The organism is Mucilaginibacter gilvus (assembly GCF_004054195.1).
Lineage (GTDB): Bacteria > Bacteroidota > Bacteroidia > Sphingobacteriales > Sphingobacteriaceae > Mucilaginibacter > Mucilaginibacter gilvus.
This window is the reverse complement of the sequence record NZ_SBIW01000007.1, coordinates 75,820-97,188: the sequence shown is the minus strand read 5'-3', so window position 1 is coordinate 97,188 and position 21,369 is coordinate 75,820. Positions and strand designations below refer to the sequence as shown.

The 21,369-nt window shown below is 43.3% G+C and carries 19 protein-coding genes; 11 read left to right on the top strand and 8 right to left on the bottom strand.

The window, feature by feature from the left end; all coding sequences use genetic code 11:
- Window positions 1-7: 7 nt before the first annotated feature.
- Window positions 8-2,182, top strand: coding sequence for a glutamine synthetase III family protein (locus EPL05_RS14870; protein WP_128534772.1), 2,175 nt, complete (start codon window positions 8-10; stop codon window positions 2,180-2,182).
- 69 nt (window positions 2,183-2,251) lie between these two features.
- On the opposite strand, the gene EPL05_RS14865 is transcribed toward EPL05_RS14870, so the two are convergent.
- Window positions 2,252-2,713, bottom strand: a complete 462-nt coding sequence (locus tag EPL05_RS14865) for a hypothetical protein (protein ID WP_128534771.1) — start codon at window positions 2,711-2,713, stop codon at window positions 2,252-2,254.
- 136 nt (window positions 2,714-2,849) lie between these two features.
- Entirely contained in the window at window positions 2,850-4,271 is a 1,422-nt protein-coding gene (locus tag EPL05_RS14860; protein WP_128534770.1) for a chloride channel protein, read from the bottom strand.
- A gap of 112 nt (window positions 4,272-4,383) precedes the next feature.
- On the opposite strand from EPL05_RS14860, the gene EPL05_RS14855 reads away from it, so the two are divergent.
- Complete coding sequence (locus tag EPL05_RS14855; protein WP_208394760.1) at window positions 4,384-5,565, top strand: AIR synthase related protein; 1,182 nt, start codon at window positions 4,384-4,386, stop codon at window positions 5,563-5,565.
- 154 nt (window positions 5,566-5,719) lie between these two features.
- Here EPL05_RS14855 and EPL05_RS14850 read toward each other — a convergent pair whose 3' ends face one another.
- The gene (locus tag EPL05_RS14850) at window positions 5,720-9,073 is read right to left on the bottom strand and encodes a TonB-dependent receptor (RefSeq protein ID WP_128534769.1); all 3,354 of its coding nucleotides are present in this window, start codon (window positions 9,071-9,073) and stop codon (window positions 5,720-5,722) included.
- 322 nt (window positions 9,074-9,395) lie between these two features.
- Between EPL05_RS14850 and lpdA the strand changes: the two genes are divergently transcribed.
- Window positions 9,396-10,784 (top strand): dihydrolipoyl dehydrogenase, encoded by a 1,389-nt coding sequence (gene lpdA, locus EPL05_RS14845; RefSeq protein ID WP_128534768.1) that lies wholly within the window; start codon window positions 9,396-9,398, stop codon window positions 10,782-10,784.
- Between the two features lie 126 nt (window positions 10,785-10,910).
- Here lpdA and EPL05_RS14840 read toward each other — a convergent pair whose 3' ends face one another.
- Complete coding sequence (locus EPL05_RS14840; protein ID WP_128534767.1) at window positions 10,911-12,536, bottom strand: carboxylesterase/lipase family protein; 1,626 nt, start codon at window positions 12,534-12,536, stop codon at window positions 10,911-10,913.
- Window positions 12,537-12,674: 138 nt separating this feature from the next.
- Here EPL05_RS14840 and EPL05_RS14835 point away from each other — a divergent pair, with 138 nt between their 5' ends.
- From EPL05_RS14835 to EPL05_RS14820, 4 genes are all read left to right on the top strand, one after another.
- Window positions 12,675-13,403 carry an NUDIX hydrolase gene (locus EPL05_RS14835; protein ID WP_128534766.1) on the top strand — a complete coding sequence of 243 codons (729 nt, stop codon included), beginning with the start codon at window positions 12,675-12,677 and terminating at the stop codon, window positions 13,401-13,403.
- An 18-nt stretch (window positions 13,404-13,421) separates the two neighbouring features.
- Window positions 13,422-13,700, top strand: coding sequence for a SelT/SelW/SelH family protein (locus EPL05_RS14830; protein ID WP_128534765.1), 279 nt, complete (start codon window positions 13,422-13,424; stop codon window positions 13,698-13,700).
- A 69-nt stretch (window positions 13,701-13,769) separates the two neighbouring features.
- A complete protein-coding gene (locus tag EPL05_RS14825) occupies window positions 13,770-14,204 on the top strand; it encodes an RrF2 family transcriptional regulator (RefSeq protein WP_128534764.1) in 435 nt (144 codons plus the stop codon).
- A gap of 94 nt (window positions 14,205-14,298) precedes the next feature.
- Window positions 14,299-15,012, top strand: a complete 714-nt coding sequence (locus EPL05_RS14820) for a class I SAM-dependent methyltransferase (RefSeq protein WP_128534763.1) — start codon at window positions 14,299-14,301, stop codon at window positions 15,010-15,012.
- A gap of 1 nt (window position 15,013) precedes the next feature.
- Here the strand turns inward: EPL05_RS14820 and EPL05_RS14815 are convergent, their stop codons facing one another.
- Window positions 15,014-16,522, bottom strand: coding sequence for a hypothetical protein (locus tag EPL05_RS14815; RefSeq protein ID WP_128534762.1), 1,509 nt, complete (start codon window positions 16,520-16,522; stop codon window positions 15,014-15,016).
- Between the two features lie 195 nt (window positions 16,523-16,717).
- Here EPL05_RS14815 and EPL05_RS14810 point away from each other — a divergent pair, with 195 nt between their 5' ends.
- From EPL05_RS14810 to EPL05_RS14800, 3 genes are all read left to right on the top strand, one after another.
- Entirely contained in the window at window positions 16,718-16,933 is a 216-nt protein-coding gene (locus EPL05_RS14810; RefSeq protein WP_128534761.1) for a hypothetical protein, read from the top strand.
- Between the two features lie 91 nt (window positions 16,934-17,024).
- Window positions 17,025-17,318 carry a hypothetical protein gene (locus EPL05_RS14805; protein ID WP_128534760.1) on the top strand — a complete coding sequence of 98 codons (294 nt, stop codon included), beginning with the start codon at window positions 17,025-17,027 and terminating at the stop codon, window positions 17,316-17,318.
- Entirely contained in the window at window positions 17,284-17,946 is a 663-nt protein-coding gene (locus EPL05_RS14800) for a hypothetical protein (protein ID WP_166727720.1), read from the top strand. Before EPL05_RS14805 ends, EPL05_RS14800 begins: the two co-directional genes overlap by 35 nt.
- A gap of 4 nt (window positions 17,947-17,950) precedes the next feature.
- On the opposite strand, the gene EPL05_RS14795 is transcribed toward EPL05_RS14800, so the two are convergent.
- Window positions 17,951-18,670 carry an RluA family pseudouridine synthase gene (locus EPL05_RS14795; protein WP_128534758.1) on the bottom strand — a complete coding sequence of 240 codons (720 nt, stop codon included), beginning with the start codon at window positions 18,668-18,670 and terminating at the stop codon, window positions 17,951-17,953.
- A gap of 148 nt (window positions 18,671-18,818) precedes the next feature.
- On the opposite strand from EPL05_RS14795, the gene EPL05_RS14790 reads away from it, so the two are divergent.
- Window positions 18,819-19,376 (top strand): hypothetical protein, encoded by a 558-nt coding sequence (locus EPL05_RS14790; RefSeq protein WP_128534757.1) that lies wholly within the window; start codon window positions 18,819-18,821, stop codon window positions 19,374-19,376.
- Window positions 19,377-19,458: 82 nt separating this feature from the next.
- Here EPL05_RS14790 and EPL05_RS14785 read toward each other — a convergent pair whose 3' ends face one another.
- Window positions 19,459-20,148, bottom strand: coding sequence for a response regulator transcription factor (locus tag EPL05_RS14785; RefSeq protein WP_128534756.1), 690 nt, complete (start codon window positions 20,146-20,148; stop codon window positions 19,459-19,461).
- A 106-nt stretch (window positions 20,149-20,254) separates the two neighbouring features.
- The gene (locus EPL05_RS14780) at window positions 20,255-21,367 is read right to left on the bottom strand and encodes a TlpA disulfide reductase family protein (RefSeq protein WP_128534755.1); all 1,113 of its coding nucleotides are present in this window, start codon (window positions 21,365-21,367) and stop codon (window positions 20,255-20,257) included.
- Between the last annotated feature and the right edge of the window lie 2 nt (window positions 21,368-21,369).

The window sequence follows — 21,369 nt, the reverse complement described above, 5'->3', positions numbered from 1 at the left end:
TAACGTTATGCCTAATATTCGTTTTCAGGCCCTAAGGGTAGTACTTAGCCGGGAAATACCCGAAGTAAAAACACCGTCTAACAAAATATCCGACTATTTTGGGGCTAATGTTTTTGATAAACATAAAATGAAAGAGTATCTTTCGTCGGAAGCTTATGCAGGTATTGTTAATTCTATAGATAATGGCGAAACCATTCCCCGCGACCTGGCCGAGCAGGTAGCCGCCGCTATGCGCGCCTGGGCAATGGGCAAAGGCGCCACTCATTACACCCACTGGTTTCAGCCGTTAACCGGCACTACTGCCGAAAAACACGACGCTTTTTTTGAACCTACAGCAGATGGCGGCGCGATAGAGCGCTTTAGCGGCGACGCGCTTGCCCAGCAGGAACCGGATGCATCAAGCTTCCCGAGCGGTGGCATACGCAATACTTTCGAGGCACGCGGTTATACCGCATGGGACCCATCCTCCCCTGCTTTTGTTATTGCCCGCACACTTTGTATCCCTACGGTATTTGTATCATACACCGGCGAAGCGCTGGACTATAAAGTACCTCTATTAAAAGCGCTAAGCGTTTTAGATAAGGCCGCTGTAGATGTTTGTCATTATTTCGACAAAAGCATTGAGAAGGTGAATGCATCGCTGGGTATTGAGCAGGAATATTTTTTAGTAGATACTGCCCTGTTTAACGCGCGCCCCGATCTGTTTTTAACCGGTCGTACCTTGTTTGGCCATATATCGGCAAAAAACCAGCAGCTGGAAGATCATTACTTTGGCTCTATCCCGAGCCGGGTATATGCCTTTATGCAGGATATGGAAACCGAAGCCCTGCAATTGGGCATTCCATTGAAAACCCGCCACAACGAGGTAGCGCCGTCACAATTTGAATGCGCCCCGATTTATGAGGAGATAAACCTCGCCATAGATCACAACCAACTGTTGATGGATATTATGGACCGCGTTGCCGGCCGCCATAACTTTAAGGTATTACTGCACGAGAAACCCTACGCCGGTATTAATGGCTCGGGCAAGCATAATAACTGGAGCCTGATCACCAACACGGGTAAAAACCTGTTATCGCCGGGCAAAACGCCAAAAAACAACCTGCAGTTCCTGGCTTTCTTTGTAAACACCATTAAAGCCGTACACGAACATGCCGATCTGCTGCGCGCTTCCATCGCATCGGTAAATAACGATCACCGTTTAGGAGCCAACGAAGCACCACCCGCAATTATTTCCATCTTTTTGGGCAGCCAGCTAAACGATGTATTGGACGAGATAGATACCTCGCGCCTGAGCAAGAAAATAAAGGACGAAAATTCGTTATGGCAGGGCATCCCTAAAATACCGCAGATATTAAAGGATAATACCGACCGTAACCGTACCTCTCCTTTTGCCTTCACCGGTAATAAATTTGAACTGCGCGCGGTGGGTTCTTCTGCCAATTCGGCCAGCCCGATGACCATCCTGAACCTGATCGTAGCAGACCAGCTGAAGAAATTTAAGGTTGATGTAGATAAGTTGATTAAAAAGGGCGAGAAAAAAGATGTAGCGCTGATGATGATCATCAAAAAGTACATCAAAGAATCGCGCAACATCCGCTTTGAGGGTAACGGTTATAGCGAAGAATGGGAAAAAGAAGCTGCTGTGCGTGGATTGGCTAATATTAAAACCACACCGAAGGCGCTGGATGCCCTTCTGACAGAAAAAGCAACCGAGCTTTTTGCCGAAACCGGTGTTTTTAGCCGTCGCGAAGCACACGCCCGTCATGAAATACTGCTGGATGCCTTTTATAAAAAACTACAGATAGAGGCCCGCGTAATTGGCGAACTGGTGATGAATGTTATCATCCCGGCTGCTATAGCTTACCAAAGCAGGCTGGTAGAAAACGTTAAAGGGTTAAAAGCGATAGGGCTTGACGAAAGCACTTATGCCGCGCAGCTGGATATTATTAATAAAGTGGCCGGGCACATTAATTTTATAAAAACTAATGTTGACGAGATGGTATCCGAACGTAAGAAAGCGAACGCCATTGAAGATATCCGCGACCGTGCCATTAGCTATGACGAAAAGGTTAAAAGCTATTTTGCACCGATCCGTTACCATGTAGATAAACTGGAACAATTGGTTGATGACGCTTTATGGCCGTTGCCAAAATTCAGAGAGTTACTATTTACTAAGTAAAGCTGCTTAAACAAACTTACAGGCCTTAAACTTTTCGGTAATAAACCGGCGGGTTTAAGGCCTTTTTTATTACATGGGTTCGTTGGTATCAAACCGCTGGCGTGGTACAGTTTCTTCGGGCTCCGGTTCTGTTGGCGGGCCAAGGGCAAACGCAGGGTCTGCTTTTAAAATGGAGTAATATTGTATTACACATAAAACGTAGCACAATAAATATGGGATATGCGACAAAAACATATCCGGCTCGGCTAAATGCGCGCCAAGCGTATTAGCCAGGTAGAACAACCAGAATACAATTGGGAAATAGATAAGAAAATACCGATAGTGGATAGATTGTCTGATAAACAGCAGGAAGAGCATCAACACGTGCGATACCAGCATTAAAAAGATCAATACACTGCTTAACGCATCGGCAGCGCCATTTGTAAAATTAATGGCCAACCCGGTTTCTACTTCAACAGCAGGTTTAGGCATACCTATCACAAAGCTGAATACCAATGTGAGTATCAAAAAGATCCGGAATCCTATTTTCATTTAATGCCCTAATATAGCGCATGGGCATTAATAAACAATTAATCGCGTGCAAATAAATTGGTTTCGCTGTGCTGCTTAATGATTATCCGCCTGCATTTTAATATTGCAGCGTGTTATTATTATGAAGGTGTAATAATTAGACCTCTTTGGAGCCCGCCGGCTCATCTGCAATAACGTCGCCCCCTCGTTCGGCCGGGTTAACTACGTCGTTGTTTTCTTCCATTTCCACGTCCTTAACATATTGCGTTTTCAGGTGATCATACAACGAATGCTTATCAACAATGATAGATACAAGGCTGGCTACCATACCCGCCAGGATAAGGTGAAAAATAACACTGTGGCGGTCGGTCATCTCCAATACCAATATTACCGATGTGAATGGAGAGCGGGTAACACCTGTTAAAAATGCTACCATGCCGGCTAATATGAGCAAATTAGTGTCGGTATCTGATAGTTGGAACCAGCTTGAAACAACAGCTCCAATACTTGCTCCGGCGCCAAGCGCGGGCGCAAATATGCCACCTGCCGCCCCGGTTGTAAATGACACCAAGGGCCCGCCGATGCGAAGCAAAGGCATATACCAGGGTAAATACTTGTCGCCGGTAAACAGGGAATGCTGCATAATATCTTTACCTGAACCCAAAACGCTCGTATCAACAAAAAAAGCAATGCCGGCCAAAATAAAGGCACACCCTGCTACATATAGGGCATGTTGGTAAGTAAACTTAAACTTTGCTTTCCAGGCGAAGATCACCAAAATTAGTTTCGACATAGTACTGCCCAGCAAACCGGATATAATCGCCACCAAAAGAACACCGGAGAAAATGAACGGAGACAGGTGATCTATTTTGGGATACCCGAGATACAGGTAAGGCCCAAGCAACGCCTGCGCCGAAAGGCCTGCAATAATAACCGACGAAAATATAGCTGTTTTAAAATAACTGAAATGCGTTTTTGTTAGTTCTTCTATAGCAAACACAATACCGCCCAACGGTGTGTTAAATGCCGCTGCCAAACCGGCCGCGGCACCGGTAACTATCATATTTCGCTTAGCTATTTTGGGCCACCATTTAGGAAGCACCTGGTAAACTATCTTAAAAACCGAGGCCGCGATTTGTATGGTGGGCCCCTCGCGACCTATGGCGCCACCACCCAGCGCCATTACAATGCTGGAAATCACTTTCACTACAATTATCTTTACGCCCAGCAATTTATTAAGTTTCCCGTCATTCTTAGGTTGCGAGATTTGCAGACCGGCCATTACTTGTGGTATGCCGCTGCCTTTAGCATAGGGTGCAAATTTTTTCACTATCCACCACGCCGCCAAAAAGCAGGTTGGCGTTAAAATAAACAACAACCAGGCATGCCATGTTATTAAGTAAACGGTGAGGTTCTCCGCGGCCAAAAAAAGCTTGGTGTATAAAACCGCTATCAAACCTGTTATGATAGACGCTATCCAAAAAGGGATAGCCGTAAGCGCGTTCTTTTTTAAGTTTTCGTTTCTAATTCTGTCGAATGCACGTTTTAGTTTAAGTCTTAACCAGTAGATAAGTTCCATTGAAGGTAGATAATGTTAGAGGCTTTAGCAGGCTATAAATACCCCGAAGTAAATGTTTTGCAAAGATATGAATCAGTGATAAAGAAAACGCCATTAAGCAGTATATTTGCCCATGATTTCTCCGCAAAGATATGATCAACGGGGCGTGTCTGCATCAAAAGATGATGTACATAATGCCATTAAAAACATTGATAAGGGTATTTTCCCGAAAGCATTCTGCAAAATTGTTCCTGATATATTAACTAACGACCCAGAGTACTGCAATATTATGCATGCTGATGGTGCGGGTACAAAATCCTCCCTTGCTTACACTTATTGGAAAGAAACCGGCGATATTTCGGTATGGCGGGGCATTGCACAGGATGCTATCATCATGAACCTGGACGACTTGCTTTGCATTGGCGCGGTAGATAATATTCTGCTGTCTTCAACTATTGGCCGCAATAAAAACCTCATACCCGGCGAAGTAATTGCCGCCATCATTAACGGAACAGAAGAAATTTTAGCCGAACTGCGCGAAGCAGGGATAGGCATCTACTCCACCGGCGGTGAAACCGCTGACGTGGGCGACCTGGTGCGTACTATTATTGTGGATAGTACCGTAACCTGCCGCATGAAACGCGAGGATGTGATATCCAACCACCGCATCCAACCCGGTGATGTAATAGTCGGCCTGGCATCGTCCGGACAAGCTACTTACGAAAAAGAATACAATGGCGGCATGGGCTCTAACGGCTTAACATCTGCCCGCCACGATGTATTTAACAAAACCATCGCCGATAAATTCCCGGAGAGCTTTGACCCTGCCGTACCATACGACCTCGTATTCTCGGGCAGTAAAAAACTAACTGACGAAATTGAAATAGGCAACGGCGAAACCATTACCGCCGGCAAACTGGTGCTCTCTGCTACCCGCACCTACGCCCCTATCATCAAAACTATATTAGATAAATACCGCAGCCAGATAAACGGCATGGTGCATTGCAGTGGCGGCGCACAAACCAAGGTGCTGCACTTTGTAGATAACCTGCACATTATTAAAGATAACCTCTTCCCTATCCCACCGTTGTTTAAACTGATACAGGAAGAAAGCAACACCAGCTGGCAGGAAATGTATAAAGTATTTAATATGGGCCACCGTATGGAGCTATACGTACCACAGGAAATTGCCTGGGAGATCATCAAAATATCCGAAAGCTTTGGGGTGCCTGCGCAAATAGTTGGGCGTGTAGAAGCGGCGGATAAAAAGCAAGTAATGGTTTCATCACCATACGGCGATTTTATTTATAATTAAAGCACAGCTCTTTGCTAAAACACAAAGCCCCGGTATTAATAATATCGGGGCTTTGTGTTTTAGGCCAATAGTAATATATGAGCGCTAAAATTTTGCGTAACAAAAAACCCCGGCATTACTACCGGGGTTTTTATTTTTATTTGTTAAACTTCGCTTAGTTGAAGATATACCTTAAACCAAACTGAGCTTGCCAGCGTGAAGCTTGTGAAACACCGCTACCAAAGGTAGAAGTAAGTGGCACCTGGTTAGTATTGTCGTAGTAAGGGAACGAGAACGTTGGCTTACCATTGTTAGGGTCGGTAGCATCTGCGGCGTTGTTGTAGATGCCTTTGTAAGCTAACAAAGCAGTACGGTTAGCAAATTTAAAGTTACCCCAGTTCCTGTAAAGGAAGTTACCTAAGTTGATGATGTTAAACTCAAACTGTAAGGTATTTTTAATTTTACCTGTAGTTTGGTAAAGGTCTTGAGTGAAGTTAAAGTTTACCAGGTGGAAGTATGGCAACACTAAACCGTTACGCTCAGCATATTTACCTTTACGTTTGCTCAGGTAAGGATCCTGATTAATGTAAGTGTTTAACTGTGTGAACAACGCACCACCGGTAGCAGAACCACCCGGGTTAAGGAGTGTTTTAGTACCGGTACGTAAATCTGCTGCGTTATCAGCAACTAATATAATGTCGCTTGCATCTTTAGGTACATAGATCAGGTCATTGGTTGTTTGTCCGTCACCGTTAGCATCTGTGCTGTAAGTGTAAGAAGAAGAACCTGCGTTAGCTGCTTCGTAGGTTAAACCAATTGAGGTAGATAAGTGGCCGAAGTATGATTTTTTGTAAGACATTGCGGCAATAACACGGTTCGGCTGGCGGAAGTTACCGTAAGAAGCTACGTCAGCATTCGGGTCGCCGGATACTGAACGGTCTCTCCAGGTAGATTGAGCAATAGAACCACCATCGTTAACCGAACGGGAATCAGAGTAAGTATAAGCTACCATGAAGTAGAAATCCTTAAACGTACGCTGTAATTGTCCGGTAATGTTATAAGCATAACCTTTGCTTGTGTTAGTTAACAATATCGCATCGCTAATGTTAGGGTTCGCTGCTGTGTTAGCGTTTGCGCCTGCAACAGTAATGGCCGGGTAAACGGTAGCTGAATTCACACCGTTGTTTTGGTAAAACAAACGTGGGTCGCTTCCTTTAAATGTAATACCTGTAGTAGGTAAGGCAACGTTTTGGTATAAAATAGCGTTGATGTCTTTAGAATAGCTACCCTCTAAAGTACCAATAATACCGAAAGGTAATTTTTGGTCAACCGCTAAGTTAACACGGAAGTTTGACGGGAATTTGAAATCTTTTGCAGTAAAAGCAAGGTTGTACTGAGTATTTGCTGTAGCAGTGGTAGGCCTGTTAGCGTTAACATCTGGTTTGAAGATCAAACGTGGGTCTGTTGGAGACACACCGCCTGTACCAGAGATAGCTGTGTAAGAACCAAACTGAACACCATTGTTACTTGCTTGGTTAGATATAAACACGTAAGGAACCGGGCCCTGGAATATACCTGCACCACCACGTACCTGCGTTAAACCTTCGCCATTAACGTTCCAGTTAAAACCAACACGTGGAGAAATCTGAATAGCAGCTTTAGGGAACTGGGCAGTGTTAACCACGTAACCCTCTCTGAATTTAGTTAACTTATTAGCGTTTTCGTTAAACTGGCTATCAGTATTGTAACCTGGCATGTCTAAACGTACTCCGTAAGTCAGCTTAAAGTTGTCTGTAGCTTGCCATTTATCCTGCAAGTAGAAACCAATAGTGTAGGCTTTAGTAACAGCAAACGGAAAAACGCCACCAGGCAAAGCAGAGTACTGTAAAGAGTAACGCTGAGCAGTTGGGGTACCGTTGTTTGCTGAAGCATAAAAATCTGCTAAACTTTTGAAACGGTATTGGCCATTATAGTTAGGCGCAAAACCATTTGTGTAGCTGTTAAACTCGGTGCTAACACCAATATTTATTTCGTGCTTGCCGGCAAACCAGGTAAAGTTATCACTTGCCTGGAAAGTGTTTGTGCTAAGCAAGTTGTTAGCAGTAAAAGGCTCGTAACCAAATGAGGTTAAAGTACCAGTACCCGCCGAGTTCAGGATATCAACAAGCGGGAAAGAACCACCACCCGGTGATGAACGGAAATCGCGTAGCGCCTGGTAACCAACAGTTAGTTTATTAGCAAATTTGCTGCTGATACGGGTGTTCAACTCAGCAATACCAATATTGAAGTTGTTGTTGATGGTATAGTAAGAAGAGAAGAAAGGTAATCCAACAGCGCCTGCGCTACGTGTACCTTGCGCGCCAGAGCTGCTTGGAGGTACATCACGTAAAGATTTCAAATAGAAATACTTTAATGATAGCGTGCTGCTCTTGTTAATGTTCCAGTCTAATTTAGCGGTAACTTTATCAGAACGGGTACGTAACTGGTAGTTTTCGAAAGAACCTGCGTCATAATTATACTTAGTTTTTAGGAAATCTTTCAAAGTGTTCAGGTCATCATAAGAAGCTTGTGAAATAGTACCACCAGCTGTTTGGCCAGAGCGTAATGCTGTGTAAGAAGTAGCCGGGTCGCTTATTCTTTCCTGCTCGCCAGAAACAAATAAGAATAATTTGTTTTTAACGATAGGGCCGCCTAAGCTGATACCACGTTGTGTATAGTTTACAGTTGGTTTAGCAACATCTGCAGTTATGGCGTGTAAACCTACTAAACCGGCAGTACGTTTGTAAAGGTAAACCGTACCTTTAAATTCGTTCGTACCAGATTTGGTTACAGTGTTAACGCTTGAACCTGCGAAACGGCCCTGGGTAACATCAAATGGATTCACAGCAACCTGTATCTGCTCAATCGCATCTAACGAGATAGGCTGTGAGTTGGTTTGGCCACCCAGTGTACCCGATAAACCGAATGAGTTGTTAAACAAAGCACCATCCACAGTTACGTTATTACCGTTACCGTTACGGCCGCCAAAGCTATTGCCGTTTGAAGATGGGGTAAGTTTGGTGTAATCGCTTATAGACCTGCTGATAGTTGGTAAACGGTCGATCTGGTTACGGGTGATGATCTCCTGTGAACCTGTGCGTGAATTGTTGATCACCTTGTTTTGTGTGCTTGTGATCCTTACTTCGCTTAACGAAGTGCTGGTAGGCAACAATTTGGTATCAATTCTAAACTCCTGGCCCAATGAAAGGGTAACATCGTTTTCAACCCTGGAGGTAAAACCGATGAAAGAAAAAGTTACCGTGTAAGGCCCTCCAATACGTAAGTTGGGCAAGTTGTAACGGCCATCCACGCGGGATACTGTTGAGTAGTTGGTACCGGTTGGGGTGTGTACCGCGGTGATTGTAACACCTGGTAACGATAAACCCTTCTCGTCAACTACAGTTCCTGATATACTACTTGTTGTTTGCTGTGCAAAGCCAACAACTGCTGTAAACAGGGAAATAATTAGTAGAAGTAAATGCTTCCTCATACGCTGTTTTTTTAATTTTTAACTGTTAAGTGATTTAAATTTGGCACAAAGATATGTAATTGCCTCATTGCTAATGTTAAGTTAGTGTTAACATTAATTATATATTTTTCAACATTTTACACGCTAAGTAGCTAATAATGAAAAATTGGTGAATTTTTGCTATAATATTTACATTATTCAGACGATTGCACAACTATTAGCAGTTGGTTTTTAGTGTCCCGTCGGCAATTATCATGGTAAAATCCTAAAACCACCGTTTTTTTTCAATTCCCCGCTTTTTATTTAGCTTTGGCATTCAAAATCAAAAAAGATATATAACTATATGGACTACGATTTAATTGTAATTGGTTCGGGCCCGGGCGGCTATGTGGCCGCGATACGTGCATCACAGCTGGGTTTAAAAACTGCCATAGTTGAGAAAGAATCATTAGGCGGTATATGCCTTAATTGGGGTTGCATCCCTACCAAAGCGCTACTGAAAAGCGCGCAGGTTTTTGATTATTTAAACCACGCTGCAGATTATGGTATTAAAACCAGCGGTGGCGAGGTTGATTTTGAAGCTGTAATAAAACGCAGCCGCGGCGTGGCCGATGGTATGAGCAAAGGCGTGCAGTTTTTAATGAAGAAAAACAAGATCGACGTTATTATAGGTTACGGTTCGCTTAAAAGCAAGGGTACCATTGCTGTTAAGATAGCCGATGGCAGCACAAAGGACTTTACCGCTAAACATATTATTATAGCAACAGGTGGCCGCTCGCGCGAGTTACCAAACCTTAAACAGGATGGTAAAAAGGTTATTGGTTACCGCCAGGCCATGATACTGCCTAAACAGCCAAAATCAATGGTTGTAGTAGGTTCTGGTGCTATCGGCATCGAGTTTGCTTACTTCTACAATTCCATCGGCACCAAGGTTACCGTGGTGGAGTTTTTAGATAACATCGTTCCGCTGGAGGATGAAGAAATATCAAAAGGCCTTTTCAGGATCCTGAAAAAACAAGGCATCAATATCATGACCAGTTCAACCGTTGAATCTGTTGATACAAACGGCGACGGCTGCCGGGTAAATGTAAAAACCGCCAGTGGCAATATCGTATTAGAGGCTGATGTGGTATTATCAGCTATCGGTATCTCTACCAACATTGAAGGCATCGGGCTGGAAGAAAACGGCGTAAAAACCGATAAAGGCAAAGTATTGGTTGATGATTACTACCAAACCAATGTAGAAGGCGTTTACGCTATAGGTGATATAGTTAAAGGCCAGGCATTAGCTCACGTAGCGTCTGCCGAGGGTATCATCTGCGTTGAAAAAATTGCTGGTCAACATCCAGAGCCGCTAAACTATAATAACATACCGGGTTGTACCTATTGCTGGCCTGAAGTTGCTTCTGTTGGTTATACCGAGAAAGCAGCTAAAGAAGCCGGTTACGAAATTAAAGTGGGTAAGTTCCCATTCTCGGCATCGGGCAAGGCAAGTGCTGCCGGCGCTAAAGACGGTTTTGTGAAACTGATCTTCGACGCAAAATACGGCGAATTTTTAGGTGCGCACATGCTGGGTGCCAACGTTACCGAAATGATTGCCGAAGTAGTTACCGCGCGCAAGCTAGAAAGTACCGGTCACGAGATCATCAAATCAGTACACCCTCACCCTACCATGAGCGAGGCTGTTATGGAAGCAGCCGCTGATGCCTACGGCGAAGTGATACACTTATAATATTAAAGGTTCTCCTTTTGAAAAGCACTCCATAACCGGGCTGCTTTTTTTGTATCGTTATTTTCATTGTTAAATACAAAAGCCGCCCCTATAAATAGAGGCGGCTTTAACGATAGTTTCGGCTTGTTATTTCGAATATTGACTATCGAGGAAAACGTACCGGCCTTTAAGCTGCGCGTTTTCTTTTTCTAATATCGTAGTGGTGTTTAAATTAATAAACGATACCGGGCTACCTTTAGTATTGGCAGTCCATTTTGGCAGGCCTGCGCCGTTAGGGTTGCCAGTTTTTATAAAGTTGGCGAAATAGGTTTCCATAGTTTCAGATACTTTATAGTCGTCGGGGGTCCAGGCGTAAGAGTCATTAGTAGCCAGGTTGCCCATCGCATATTCAATTTCGAAAGCATGAGGGGCTCCGGCGTATGGCTCGGGGCCTTTAGGTGCCGCTGGTTTTGCGGGATCAGCCTTATTCATGCCGCCTGCAAGGCCCGGTGTAGCACCAGCCATTTTAGCGCTCATGGGCGGTTTTGGTTTAGAAAACACATAACGATAAACCGGCTTACCGCTGGTTTCTGCATGTGCGGTGGTCCACTTCCAGGTTGCGTAAACAATGAACCTGTCGCTGGCCAATTCTGTTGCCGATTTAATGATCTCCGCTTCTGTGGTCCCGGGGTAAAGCTTTGCAACCTCGCCAACTTTGTCAGCATAAAACATTTTCAACTGTTTCATGTAGTTTTCGGGCGTTGGCGCACTCCCATACATCACCGCCTGGTAAGGAATCTCTGCCGAGTTCCAACCCGCCAGCAAAGGCACTTTGGCCTCTTCACCCGCGGAGTATGATTCCGACGGATTTTTGGTAAAGAAATAACCATCTACAATAAAGCCAATCGATGGGTTACCTGGTTTGGCAGCAAGCTCTAACAACTCATTTGCAGGGATAGCGCGCAATGCTGCCAGCGTTGTTGCACCAGCCTTTTCACCAAATTTAACCCCATTTCCCTCGGCAACGCTCAGGCTTTGAGGCGCCAACGGTTTAAACATGGCACCACTTTCGCCTATGGCACCGTTTATTAGGTTTTTTGAAAGCGGAGAAACCATTTGCGCTGAAACCGACATAGAACCGGCAGACTCGCCTGCAATGGTAACCCGTTTAGCGTCGCCGCCAAAAGCCTCTATATTTGCCTGTACCCAACGCAGCGCGGCGTTTTGGTCAAGCAAACCATAGTTACCCGATGTGTGATGAGGCGACTCCTTGGTTAGCTCCGGATGTGCCAAAAAACCAAACGCGCCTAAACGGTAGTTAACCGTAAGCGTGATAATACCCCGTTTGGCCATGCTTTCGCCATCGTATCTTCTTTCAGATCCATCACCGGCTACAAAGCCTCCGCCATAAAAATAAACCAGCCCCGGCATTTTGGCTTTGGTTTTTTTTACTGGTACCCATACATTAAGGTAAAGGCAATCTTCGCTCATTCCTGCCGTGCGGAAGCCCATATCGCCAAACACCTTTTTTTGCATAGGGTTATAGCCAAAGGCATCACATTTTCGTATCCCTGTCCAGCTGTTTGCCGGTTGCGGGTCTTTCCAACGCAGGTCGCCTATAGGTGGCTGCGCAAACGGAATCCCTTTAAAGCTGATAACGCCCGATTTCTCGGTAACGCCCTCAACCTGCCCTTTGTCGGTTTTAACAAGTGTTTGTGCCATGGTTAGGGTAACGGCCAATTGCACAAGCACAAAAAGTGTAAATTTTTTCATTCTGAATTTTGTTTATTTGGTTGGATTTGAATGGATAACAAACATCATCCTCGGGCGGATCAACTATTGTATCATTATGTTACAATAATAATTCGTAATTTTGGCATTATCAAATTTATTTGTTTGCCCGGCAAAATAATGACTAAGCAACCAACATCAACAGAAGGCCCTCCTACGGACGAAGGATTTATTCCTCACCTTGCTGTGGATGCCGTAATATTTGGCTTTCATGATAGGCAATTAAAAGTGCTGATGATGCGGTACAGCAAAACGCACCTGCATGCGCTGCCCGGCGGTTTCATCCGCAAAAACGAAAACCTGGACGATGCTGCGAAACGGGTGGCATCAGAGCGTACAGGCTTGACTGATATTTTTTTGGAACAGTTCCACGTTTTTGGCGATCTGGCCCGGCACGACCCATCACCCTTCGCTTCCTTTATGATCGCCAACGGCGCTCAGCCTGATGCAGGTCACTGGCTGCTGCAGCGCTTTATCAGCGTAGGTTATTTTGCCTTGGTAGATTTTACCCGGGTTACCCCCACACCCGATAAAATATTTGATAGCTGCGGCTGGTACGATCTCAATGCACTCCCCCCACTGATACAGGATCATACCGCCATTGTAAATAAAGCATTGCAATCGCTCAGAATTATGCTGGATGATAAGCTAATAGGCTTTAACCTGCTGCCCGAAGATTTCACCATGGGCGATCTGCAAAGCCTCTACGAAACTATATTAGGCAAAAGGTTACTTCGCCCTGCATTTCAGCGCAAAATGCTCAGCATGGGTATATTGGAGCGGATTGCAAAAAAATATAGCGGGGGCGCACATAAAGCGCCATATTTATATCGTTTTGTTTCTAAATAAGTTACTATTTTTATAACGATGAAACCTACGGTTATAATAGAATATTGCCCAAAATGCAACTGGCTACTCCGCGCCGCCTACATGGCCCAGGAACTGCTTACAACCTTTAGTGATGATCTTTACGGTGTAACGCTGCAACCAAGCGAAACAAGCGGGAGATATACTATCCGGGTAAACGATGCCGAGATCTTCGACAGAAAGCAACAGGGGCGTTTTCCGGAGATAAAAGAATTGAAACAATTGATAAGAGATATAGTTAACCCGGAGAAAAGTTTGGGGCACTCAGATAAATCATAATTTTTACTTAATTTTCGCCTGTTAGCTTAACAAATTTTGTTTACGTAACTTTGCAGCTTAATTTTAAAAATGCTATCCAAAAAAACTAAATACGCCATAAAAGCGCTGGTAGCCATGGGCAAAAACATGGATAAACCGCCCATGCAGATATCTAAAATTGCCGAAGTAGAAAAAATTCCGAAAAAATTCCTGGAACAGATCCTTTTAGACCTTCGCAACGCCGGTTTTTTATACAGTAAAAAGGGCGCAGGCGGTGGTTACAGCTTAAATAAGGACCCAAAAGAGATTTTTTTGGTGAGTATTATGCGCATTACCGATGGACCAATAGCCATGGTACCCTGTGCCAGCTTAAATTTTTACCATCGTTGCGACGAATGCCACCAGGAAACTACCTGCGGTATCCGTGACGTTTTTATTGAAGTACGCGATGCTTCGCTAAAAATACTATCAGAAACCAGCATTGCCGATATTATTGCAAGGGAAACCAATTTGATAAACTTGTAAACAAGCGCGCAACCTAAACCTTACAGCAACCAACCTTTCTATCGTCCGTTTATAGCAATAAAACTTAGTACGGCTGTTTTACGTTAAGTAAAATATGCTCAGTGTAAAACATGCCTGCTTATTCCTGTACGCCTTAACGCTCTGCCTAAAATTATCGGCGCAGCAACCGGGTGCCGTATATACCTATAAAACTGCTACTACCGGCGGGGAGGGTAAATTTTACCTTGGCCGCGAAATTGCACAGATGATGAGTTTTGATGGAGCTGCCTGGTTGGAACGCGATAGCCGCCAGCGGGAAGAAAATACAGAGCTTGCCATATCCAGGTTACCAATTAACAAAAACAGCGTAGTTGCCGATATAGGTGCCGGCACCGGTTATTACACTTTCAGGATCTCGCCAAAGGTACCATTAGGAAAGGTTTACGCCGTAGAGATACAGGATGATGCCATTAAGTACCTTGAAAATAAAAGCACGCAACTTAAACAAGCCAATGTTACGGTTATAAAAGGCAGCGAACGCTCCCCAAACCTACCACCCAATATTATAGACCTGGCCATAATGGTAGATGTATACCACGAATTGCTTTATCCGCAAGAAATATTGCAGGCTATAAGTGCATCATTAAAACCGAAAGGAAAGCTGTTATTATTGGAATACCGCGCAGAAGATCCCGAAGTAGCTATAAAGGCGTTACATAAAATGAGCGTAGCCCAGGTGAATAAAGAAATGAAAGCAAACGGTTTCCACCTGGTTCGCCGGGGCGAATTTATGCCGATACAACATTTCCTGATGTATCAGAAAGACTAATTTATTCGTTAATTTTTTCGGAGATATTCTTAATCGCTTCATCAAGGCGTTTTGCAGAGCTGAGCAGATACTCTTCGCATTGTTTATACTCCTCTTTATTATTATCGCTATGCTGTATAATATCCATAATACCCAGGATATTGGTGAGGTGCTTACGTACCTCGTGCGAATTGATAAAGGCAAGTTCGGCCTTTTTGGTAGCAAACAAAAGCTGTTCGTAGTGGCGTTTCTGCTTTACGTTACGGTAAATAAGCGCTATGGCCACAATTATTAAAGCGGCTACTACCACCATAAATATCAGCCAAAGGCGTTCTTTTTCGTAAATGGCGGTACGCTGCGTGTAAGAGTTTTCGGCCTCGTCTATTTTTATTTGCGAGGAGATGTCCCCTACCTGTGTTAACCGCAAATTATTCTCTTGCGACTCTTTAAGCGCCAGCATATAATTGTATGATGCCAGTTTGTTATCGCCTTTTTGCTGCGCTATTTGCGCCAGTACATCATAAAAGTGATACTTGATCTCGGGGTGGTTATTTGCTGCGGCGATGGCTAATTGGGCATCTACCTTCTTTTTTGCAGAATCCAGCTGCCCATTCATAAAATAAGCATCGGCAAGTCGTTGCTCCTCCAGGTCGCTATAAATGTATTTAGCGCTTTTTTCCATGGCAATTATTTGTTTAATGGCCAATGGGTAATCGCGCTTTAGCAAAGTAATGTAATAAGCCGTACGCTGCCTGTAATTATATATTTTGTAATTTTTGTTACGCGGATCATTCAGTTTTGCATGATAGGCCTTCAACGAATCAATATCATTTTTCCTGAAATAGTTTTCAGACTTATTATAATAAATCACGCTCGATAGCAAATTCATATTTTTTTCGTCCTTACTTATCAAGGCTAAAGCCTTGTCGAGGTAGTTTAAAGACTGGGTATAGAAGCCCGATTTATAATAAAGATCAGAGATATTAATGTTTAAAGATGCCTGCGGGCGATTATCCGGCAGTTTATCCTTCAGTTTTACTACTTCTTTTTTTGCCAACCTGTAGTTGTAAACAGCGGCGATAAAGTTACCCTGATCGGTTTGGATGAAGCCCAAATGTGTGTAAAACTGGAACAAAAGATAGGCGTCGTTCTTTTTTTCGGCCAGTTGGATGGCCTTGTTCATGTAAACCTCGGCGTCTTTTAAATTGTGCTTTTTGTACAAGGCAAAACTGGCCATAAAATTAGAGAACGCATCCCTATCAACCATGCTGTATTTTGTAAACGCCTGGTTAAAAGTATCTTGAACGGCCATAAGCTTATCCTCTGCCGAAGCTTGTATATAATTTTTTACAAAAACAACCAACCTCTTTTGCCTTGTAAAATCGTCTTTCTGCTCAAGGATATTGGCTAAAGTATCCTGGTTTATTTTTGACTGTTGAAAGGGCACAACAGCAACTTTAGGCACTTGTGCATGCACAGCAAAAAAAAATGAAAATGTAATACTTATAACAATAATAAGCGTTCTACGCATGAAGTATATTTTCTATAAATTTACGGTTGCCTTTGATAAAAACAAATTATAGAAAATTATACATGCCTATTTTCAAAAAAAAACGTTTTTTCCGGAACTTTTTTAAAATAACCACGTATTAATACTTGGTTATAAATATATTTTATATCTTTACTTAATTTAAAAGGACAGTACAAAAAACTACTAAATATACACATGAAAAAAATTATACCTTTTGTTGCTATGGCCGTTGTTGCTATCAGCATTTACTCTTGCCAAAAAGACCACTCTGTTACACCAAAAGGTACAATTGGTTCTATTTCTAAAAACATGAAGAAAGACACTACTCCACCGTCTTTCAGAGCATTTAGGGATACAACTCCGCCTGCAAGTGCAACATTCCTGAGAGACACAACTCCACCGAGCAAATAATAAGCTAAATTTCAGCTTTAATAATATTAAAGCCCATGCATTAAATTAATGTATGGGCTTTTTTTGTTCGTTTAATTTATATTTAATCCCGATGAAATATTTACTGTTATTAGTTGCTGTGTGCTTAGCGGCCTGCAAACAACCGGCACCAAAAAAAACAGACAAAGCAAAAAAAGCCAGGTCAACACAAATTAGAATCTCCAACTATGGGCAGGCGGTGCTTAAAGACTATCAAAAGTTTTTAAGCGGTCTGGGTAGTAACAAAATGGGGTCGTCTACCCTGGCTGCAAAAAAAATGCGTCGCGTTATTTGCCCATCAGGATCAGCCTACCCAGGATACCGCCTATTTTTTGATATACCAAAAGTTCTTTACCCACTTAATTGAGGTGATAGACGAATCGCGAAGTAAACAAACGCTCGCTTTCGACTCCTTAATTATGGATACCACCCAAGTTGACACCCTCCCCCAATCCAAACTATCTGCGGCGCTGGTAGCCTATGGTAAAGGATTACGGGAGAACTGTTTTTATATCTACATGTCTGAGGGGGAAACTTACCTTGGACGGGACTATGATTTTGACGTCAAATGGTTTTCGCCATACTTGTCACCGGCTTTACAGCAATACCTGGTGCAATTCAGCAAGGAAGAAAAAGAGGGCTTTCAGGAAGATGCAGGGCTTACCATAAGCTCTATTCAACTTGCCCGGCGGACAGTTTGGTGGGAAAACTTCTCGGTAAAATATCCAAACGCTATAATTGCAAGCAGCGCCAAAGGCAATTGGCGAGCATATCTTGCCACGTTATTGGAAGGTATGGATAACACACCTGTGATTGAGGATGAGAAAGGAACCGTTTCCAACTATTACAAGGAAGCGCTCGCGAGCCTTCAAATTAAATCTCCATCAAGCAAAACCTACAAACTGGCATCAGCATATTTTGGCCTCCTGTTAAAAAACGACCAAGCACAAGCAGACGCTTTATTGAAGGATTACAAAAGCAAAAAGTTGATCTGACGTATTAAGCATCAAACTTATCCAGTAATTTCAAAAGCGTTTCAAAATCTTTTGGGTAAGGCGCGTGGATGGTTACCACCTCTTCGTTCACTAACTTAAAGGTTACTTCATAGGCGTGCAAGGCAAAACGCTTCATTATCGGCAGTTCTTCCTGGTCTTTACCTAATTGATATTTGCGCTTTAGCTTAGAAAGAAACACAGGCTGGCCTTTGTACATATCATCGCCGGCGATAGATGCGCGCTGCGTAGCCAAATGGATACGGATCTGATGCATACGACCGGTTACCGGGCGGCATTCTACCAAAGTATAGTGTTTATAGTATTTTAACGATTGAAACCAGGTTTCAGCACGTTTGCCTTCCTGGCGGCTAATGGTAACGGTACCTTTACCCACATTCAGGATTGGCAGATCGATAAGCAGCTCCTCAAACACGTGCGTACCATCAATTACGGCATGGTAAACTTTCTTAACCTTCCGCCTCTCAAACTGCATACTTACGGCCCGGTAAGCTTCGGGGTTTTTAGCTATAATAAGCGCGCCTGAGGTCTCTTTATCGAGGCGATGGCAGATCTGGGCGTCGTCGGTATATTGCCTGGCCAGGCGCAGCATATTTACCTCGCCGCCTTCGCGCTCATCCAGCGAACTGATAAACGGCGGCTTGTTCACCACAATAATATCATCGTTCTCAAACAGGATCAGGTCAGCAAATTTTGGAAATTTCATATTTTAATATAGCCGGCAAAAATACGGTTTATTAATGTAATCCGGCCTATGTATATGAGAACAGAATCTGCAGCGCAAAAACAAAACAAATTCACCGGTGTTATTATCCTGAAAAACAACATTAACCATCTACCTAAATAAAAACAACATGAGCACAGAAAGCACGCAGCCCGAGGAAAAGGGCTTTTTCGAAAAAATAAAAGAAACGATAGAGGAATTTTGGGAAGGCACAAAAGACACCGCCGAAGACCTGAAAGAATCAGCAGAGGAAAAATTTGATGATATCAAAGAATCTGTTACCGCCAAAAAGGCAACCGCATCTAAAAAAGCTACGGCAGCAAAAACTGCTGTTGCTAAAAAAGCCACTGCAGCGAAAGCCGCGGTAAGCAAAAAAGTAAGCGAAACTACCGCGAGTGCCAAAAAAGAAACCGCCGAAGTAAAAGCTAAAGCCGCCGATAAAGCAAAAGCGGTAACTGCTACAGCGAAAGCAACTGCCACAGAAATCAAAGCCAAAGCGGACGACAAAGCAAAAACCATAACCGCTAAAGCGAAAGAAACCGTTGCCGATGCCAAAAAAACGGCCACGGCTACAAAAGCAGAAGCAACCGATAAAGCTAAAGCCGTAACAAGCCCAGCAAAAGCAGGCGCAGCATCGGTTAAGAAAGCAGCTACCACCACTCGCAAAAAAGCGGCAGCAAAAGCTTAGTTAATACCTGGCAAATATTAGCATTGGCAGGTAGTGTAAACAACATAGGCCCCGAAAATTCGGGACCTATGTTGTGTTTTATCTATCGGGCTTCAAACTTATAGCCTACACCTTTTACGGTGGCTACAACATCATCACCGAGCTTTTCGCGTAGTTTGCGGATGTGTACATCAATGGTGCGGTTGGTTACCACTACCGAGTCTTCCCAAATATTTTTCAGGATCACCTCGCGGGTGTAAACCTTGCCGGGTTTAGAGGCCAGCAGGTAAAGCAACTCAAATTCTTTTTTGGCCAATACTACCTTTACGCTTTTTTGGTAAACCAAGTAAGCTTCGCGGTCTATCACAAGGTCGCCAATTTCCAACTTGTTATCGGTAACGTCTTCGGGTGGTGCATTGCGGCGCAGGATAGCGTTAATACGACTCACGAGCGCGCGTGGCTTAATAGGTTTCGCGATGTAATCATCGGCACCTACGTTAAAACCGGCAATTTCTGAATACTCTTCGCTGCGCGCGGTTAAAAAAACCATAAAAGTGTTCTTAAACTCAGGCATGGTGCGCATTATGCGACAGGCTTCTATGCCGTCCATTTTTGGCATCATGATATCCAGTACAATAAGATCGGGAAGTGTCTTTTTAGCTTCGGCAACGGCCTCCTGCCCATTACGGGCCGAATAAACCTGATAGCCTTCTTTTTTGAGGTTATATTCTATCAGTTCTAAAATATCGGGTTCGTCGTCAACAATTAAGATCTTTTGTTTTACGGTGCTCATGGGCAGGTTAAATTTTTGTATAAATGTATGCTGTTAATGCAAGCATACGGTTAAATACATATTAACAAATTGTTAACTATTGTAAAAATTTAACGTATTGTTTAGGCTAATTAAATGTCTTGTTTAAAAAAGCTTCCAGTTCGGTGCCTGTAATGTTCTTTGCTACGATGTTACCCTGTGGGTCGATAATGAAATTCGAAGGAATTGCCTCCACATGGTAAAGTTGCTCTGTAGGCCCTTCAAAATTCTTAAGATCAGACACATGCGTCCACGTTAAATTATCGCTTTTGATTGCCGAAGCCCAGTTTTTTTGTTCTACATCTAAGGAAATCCCCAGGATATTAAAGCCTTTACTGTGAAATTTGCCATACTGTTTAACCACATTAGGGTTTTCCTTTCGGCAAGGCATACACCACGATGCCCAAAAATCGAGCATCACATACTTTCCTTTATAATCTGATAACTTTACTTCTTTACCATCTATTGAAGTTATGGCAAACTCGGGAGCCTTATGCCCTACCGAGATAGGCTTGGCTATCTCCATCTGGTGTTTAAACCTCCCTACATCGGGGTTATCTTTAAAATCCTCCTTTATTTCGTCGCCGTAAGCAACCAATTGTTGCTCGTACTTGATCGGGTCGAGAGAAGTTGCGGCATAAAAACCTGCTAAGGAACGCTTGTTCTTATCCATGAAGCTAAGTACTTCCTGGCTGTAATCTGCAAGGTTTTTCTGAAAAACCGGCATGTAAATTTTTAGTAGTGAATCTGAAGAATGCCCAAGTGCGTCTGACTTAGCCATATACTCATCAGACAGTTTGCTATTTTTATCGCCATACACGTTGCTGATCCTGTTAAATTCCCTAATTTTTTCAGATGGTTCAGAACCCGAAATTTCGTAGCTGTGTTTTAAGTCGTTTAAATCGGTATTGAACGTAATATGGTCACCATTTTTTACTACCACGTCAAATATGCGACCGGCGATCCCAATTTTATAAAGGCTTTCGTAAGGAGTGGCGTGCTTAAATTCAAATTTATTATCAACAATAGCAACCGAATCTATAGAGCGCGAGCCTGTACTATCAGCCATATACAACGTGGCTTTGCCTATTTTACCGGAGTTGGTTACTGTACCCGAGATCTTGAAGTTCTCAGAATCCTTACATGAGGTAAAAAAAATCGCTAACAAAAAAGTAATACAGGTAAGCAGACGGATCTTCATTT

Excerpts from the sequence above, each read along its gene's own strand:
- EPL05_RS14870 (WP_128534772.1), top strand. The coding sequence starts at position 8 with ATGCCTAATATTCGTTTTCAGGCCCTAAGGGTAGTACTTAGCCGGGAA.
- EPL05_RS14865 (WP_128534771.1), bottom strand. The coding sequence starts at position 2,713 with ATGAAAATAGGATTCCGGATCTTTTTGATACTCACATTGGTATTCAGC.
- EPL05_RS14860 (WP_128534770.1), bottom strand. The coding sequence starts at position 4,271 with ATGGAACTTATCTACTGGTTAAGACTTAAACTAAAACGTGCATTCGAC.
- EPL05_RS14855 (WP_208394760.1), top strand. The coding sequence starts at position 4,384 with ATGATTTCTCCGCAAAGATATGATCAACGGGGCGTGTCTGCATCAAAA.
- EPL05_RS14850 (WP_128534769.1), bottom strand. The coding sequence starts at position 9,073 with ATGAGGAAGCATTTACTTCTACTAATTATTTCCCTGTTTACAGCAGTT.
- lpdA (WP_128534768.1), top strand. The coding sequence starts at position 9,396 with ATGGACTACGATTTAATTGTAATTGGTTCGGGCCCGGGCGGCTATGTG.
- EPL05_RS14840 (WP_128534767.1), bottom strand. The coding sequence starts at position 12,536 with ATGAAAAAATTTACACTTTTTGTGCTTGTGCAATTGGCCGTTACCCTA.
- EPL05_RS14835 (WP_128534766.1), top strand. The coding sequence starts at position 12,675 with ATGACTAAGCAACCAACATCAACAGAAGGCCCTCCTACGGACGAAGGA.
- EPL05_RS14830 (WP_128534765.1), top strand. The coding sequence starts at position 13,422 with ATGAAACCTACGGTTATAATAGAATATTGCCCAAAATGCAACTGGCTA.
- EPL05_RS14825 (WP_128534764.1), top strand. The coding sequence starts at position 13,770 with ATGCTATCCAAAAAAACTAAATACGCCATAAAAGCGCTGGTAGCCATG.
- EPL05_RS14820 (WP_128534763.1), top strand. The coding sequence starts at position 14,299 with ATGCTCAGTGTAAAACATGCCTGCTTATTCCTGTACGCCTTAACGCTC.
- EPL05_RS14815 (WP_128534762.1), bottom strand. The coding sequence starts at position 16,522 with ATGCGTAGAACGCTTATTATTGTTATAAGTATTACATTTTCATTTTTT.
- EPL05_RS14810 (WP_128534761.1), top strand. The coding sequence starts at position 16,718 with ATGAAAAAAATTATACCTTTTGTTGCTATGGCCGTTGTTGCTATCAGC.
- EPL05_RS14805 (WP_128534760.1), top strand. The coding sequence starts at position 17,025 with ATGAAATATTTACTGTTATTAGTTGCTGTGTGCTTAGCGGCCTGCAAA.
- EPL05_RS14795 (WP_128534758.1), bottom strand. The coding sequence starts at position 18,670 with ATGAAATTTCCAAAATTTGCTGACCTGATCCTGTTTGAGAACGATGAT.
- EPL05_RS14790 (WP_128534757.1), top strand. The coding sequence starts at position 18,819 with ATGAGCACAGAAAGCACGCAGCCCGAGGAAAAGGGCTTTTTCGAAAAA.
- EPL05_RS14785 (WP_128534756.1), bottom strand. The coding sequence starts at position 20,148 with ATGAGCACCGTAAAACAAAAGATCTTAATTGTTGACGACGAACCCGAT.
- EPL05_RS14780 (WP_128534755.1), bottom strand. The coding sequence starts at position 21,367 with ATGAAGATCCGTCTGCTTACCTGTATTACTTTTTTGTTAGCGATTTTT.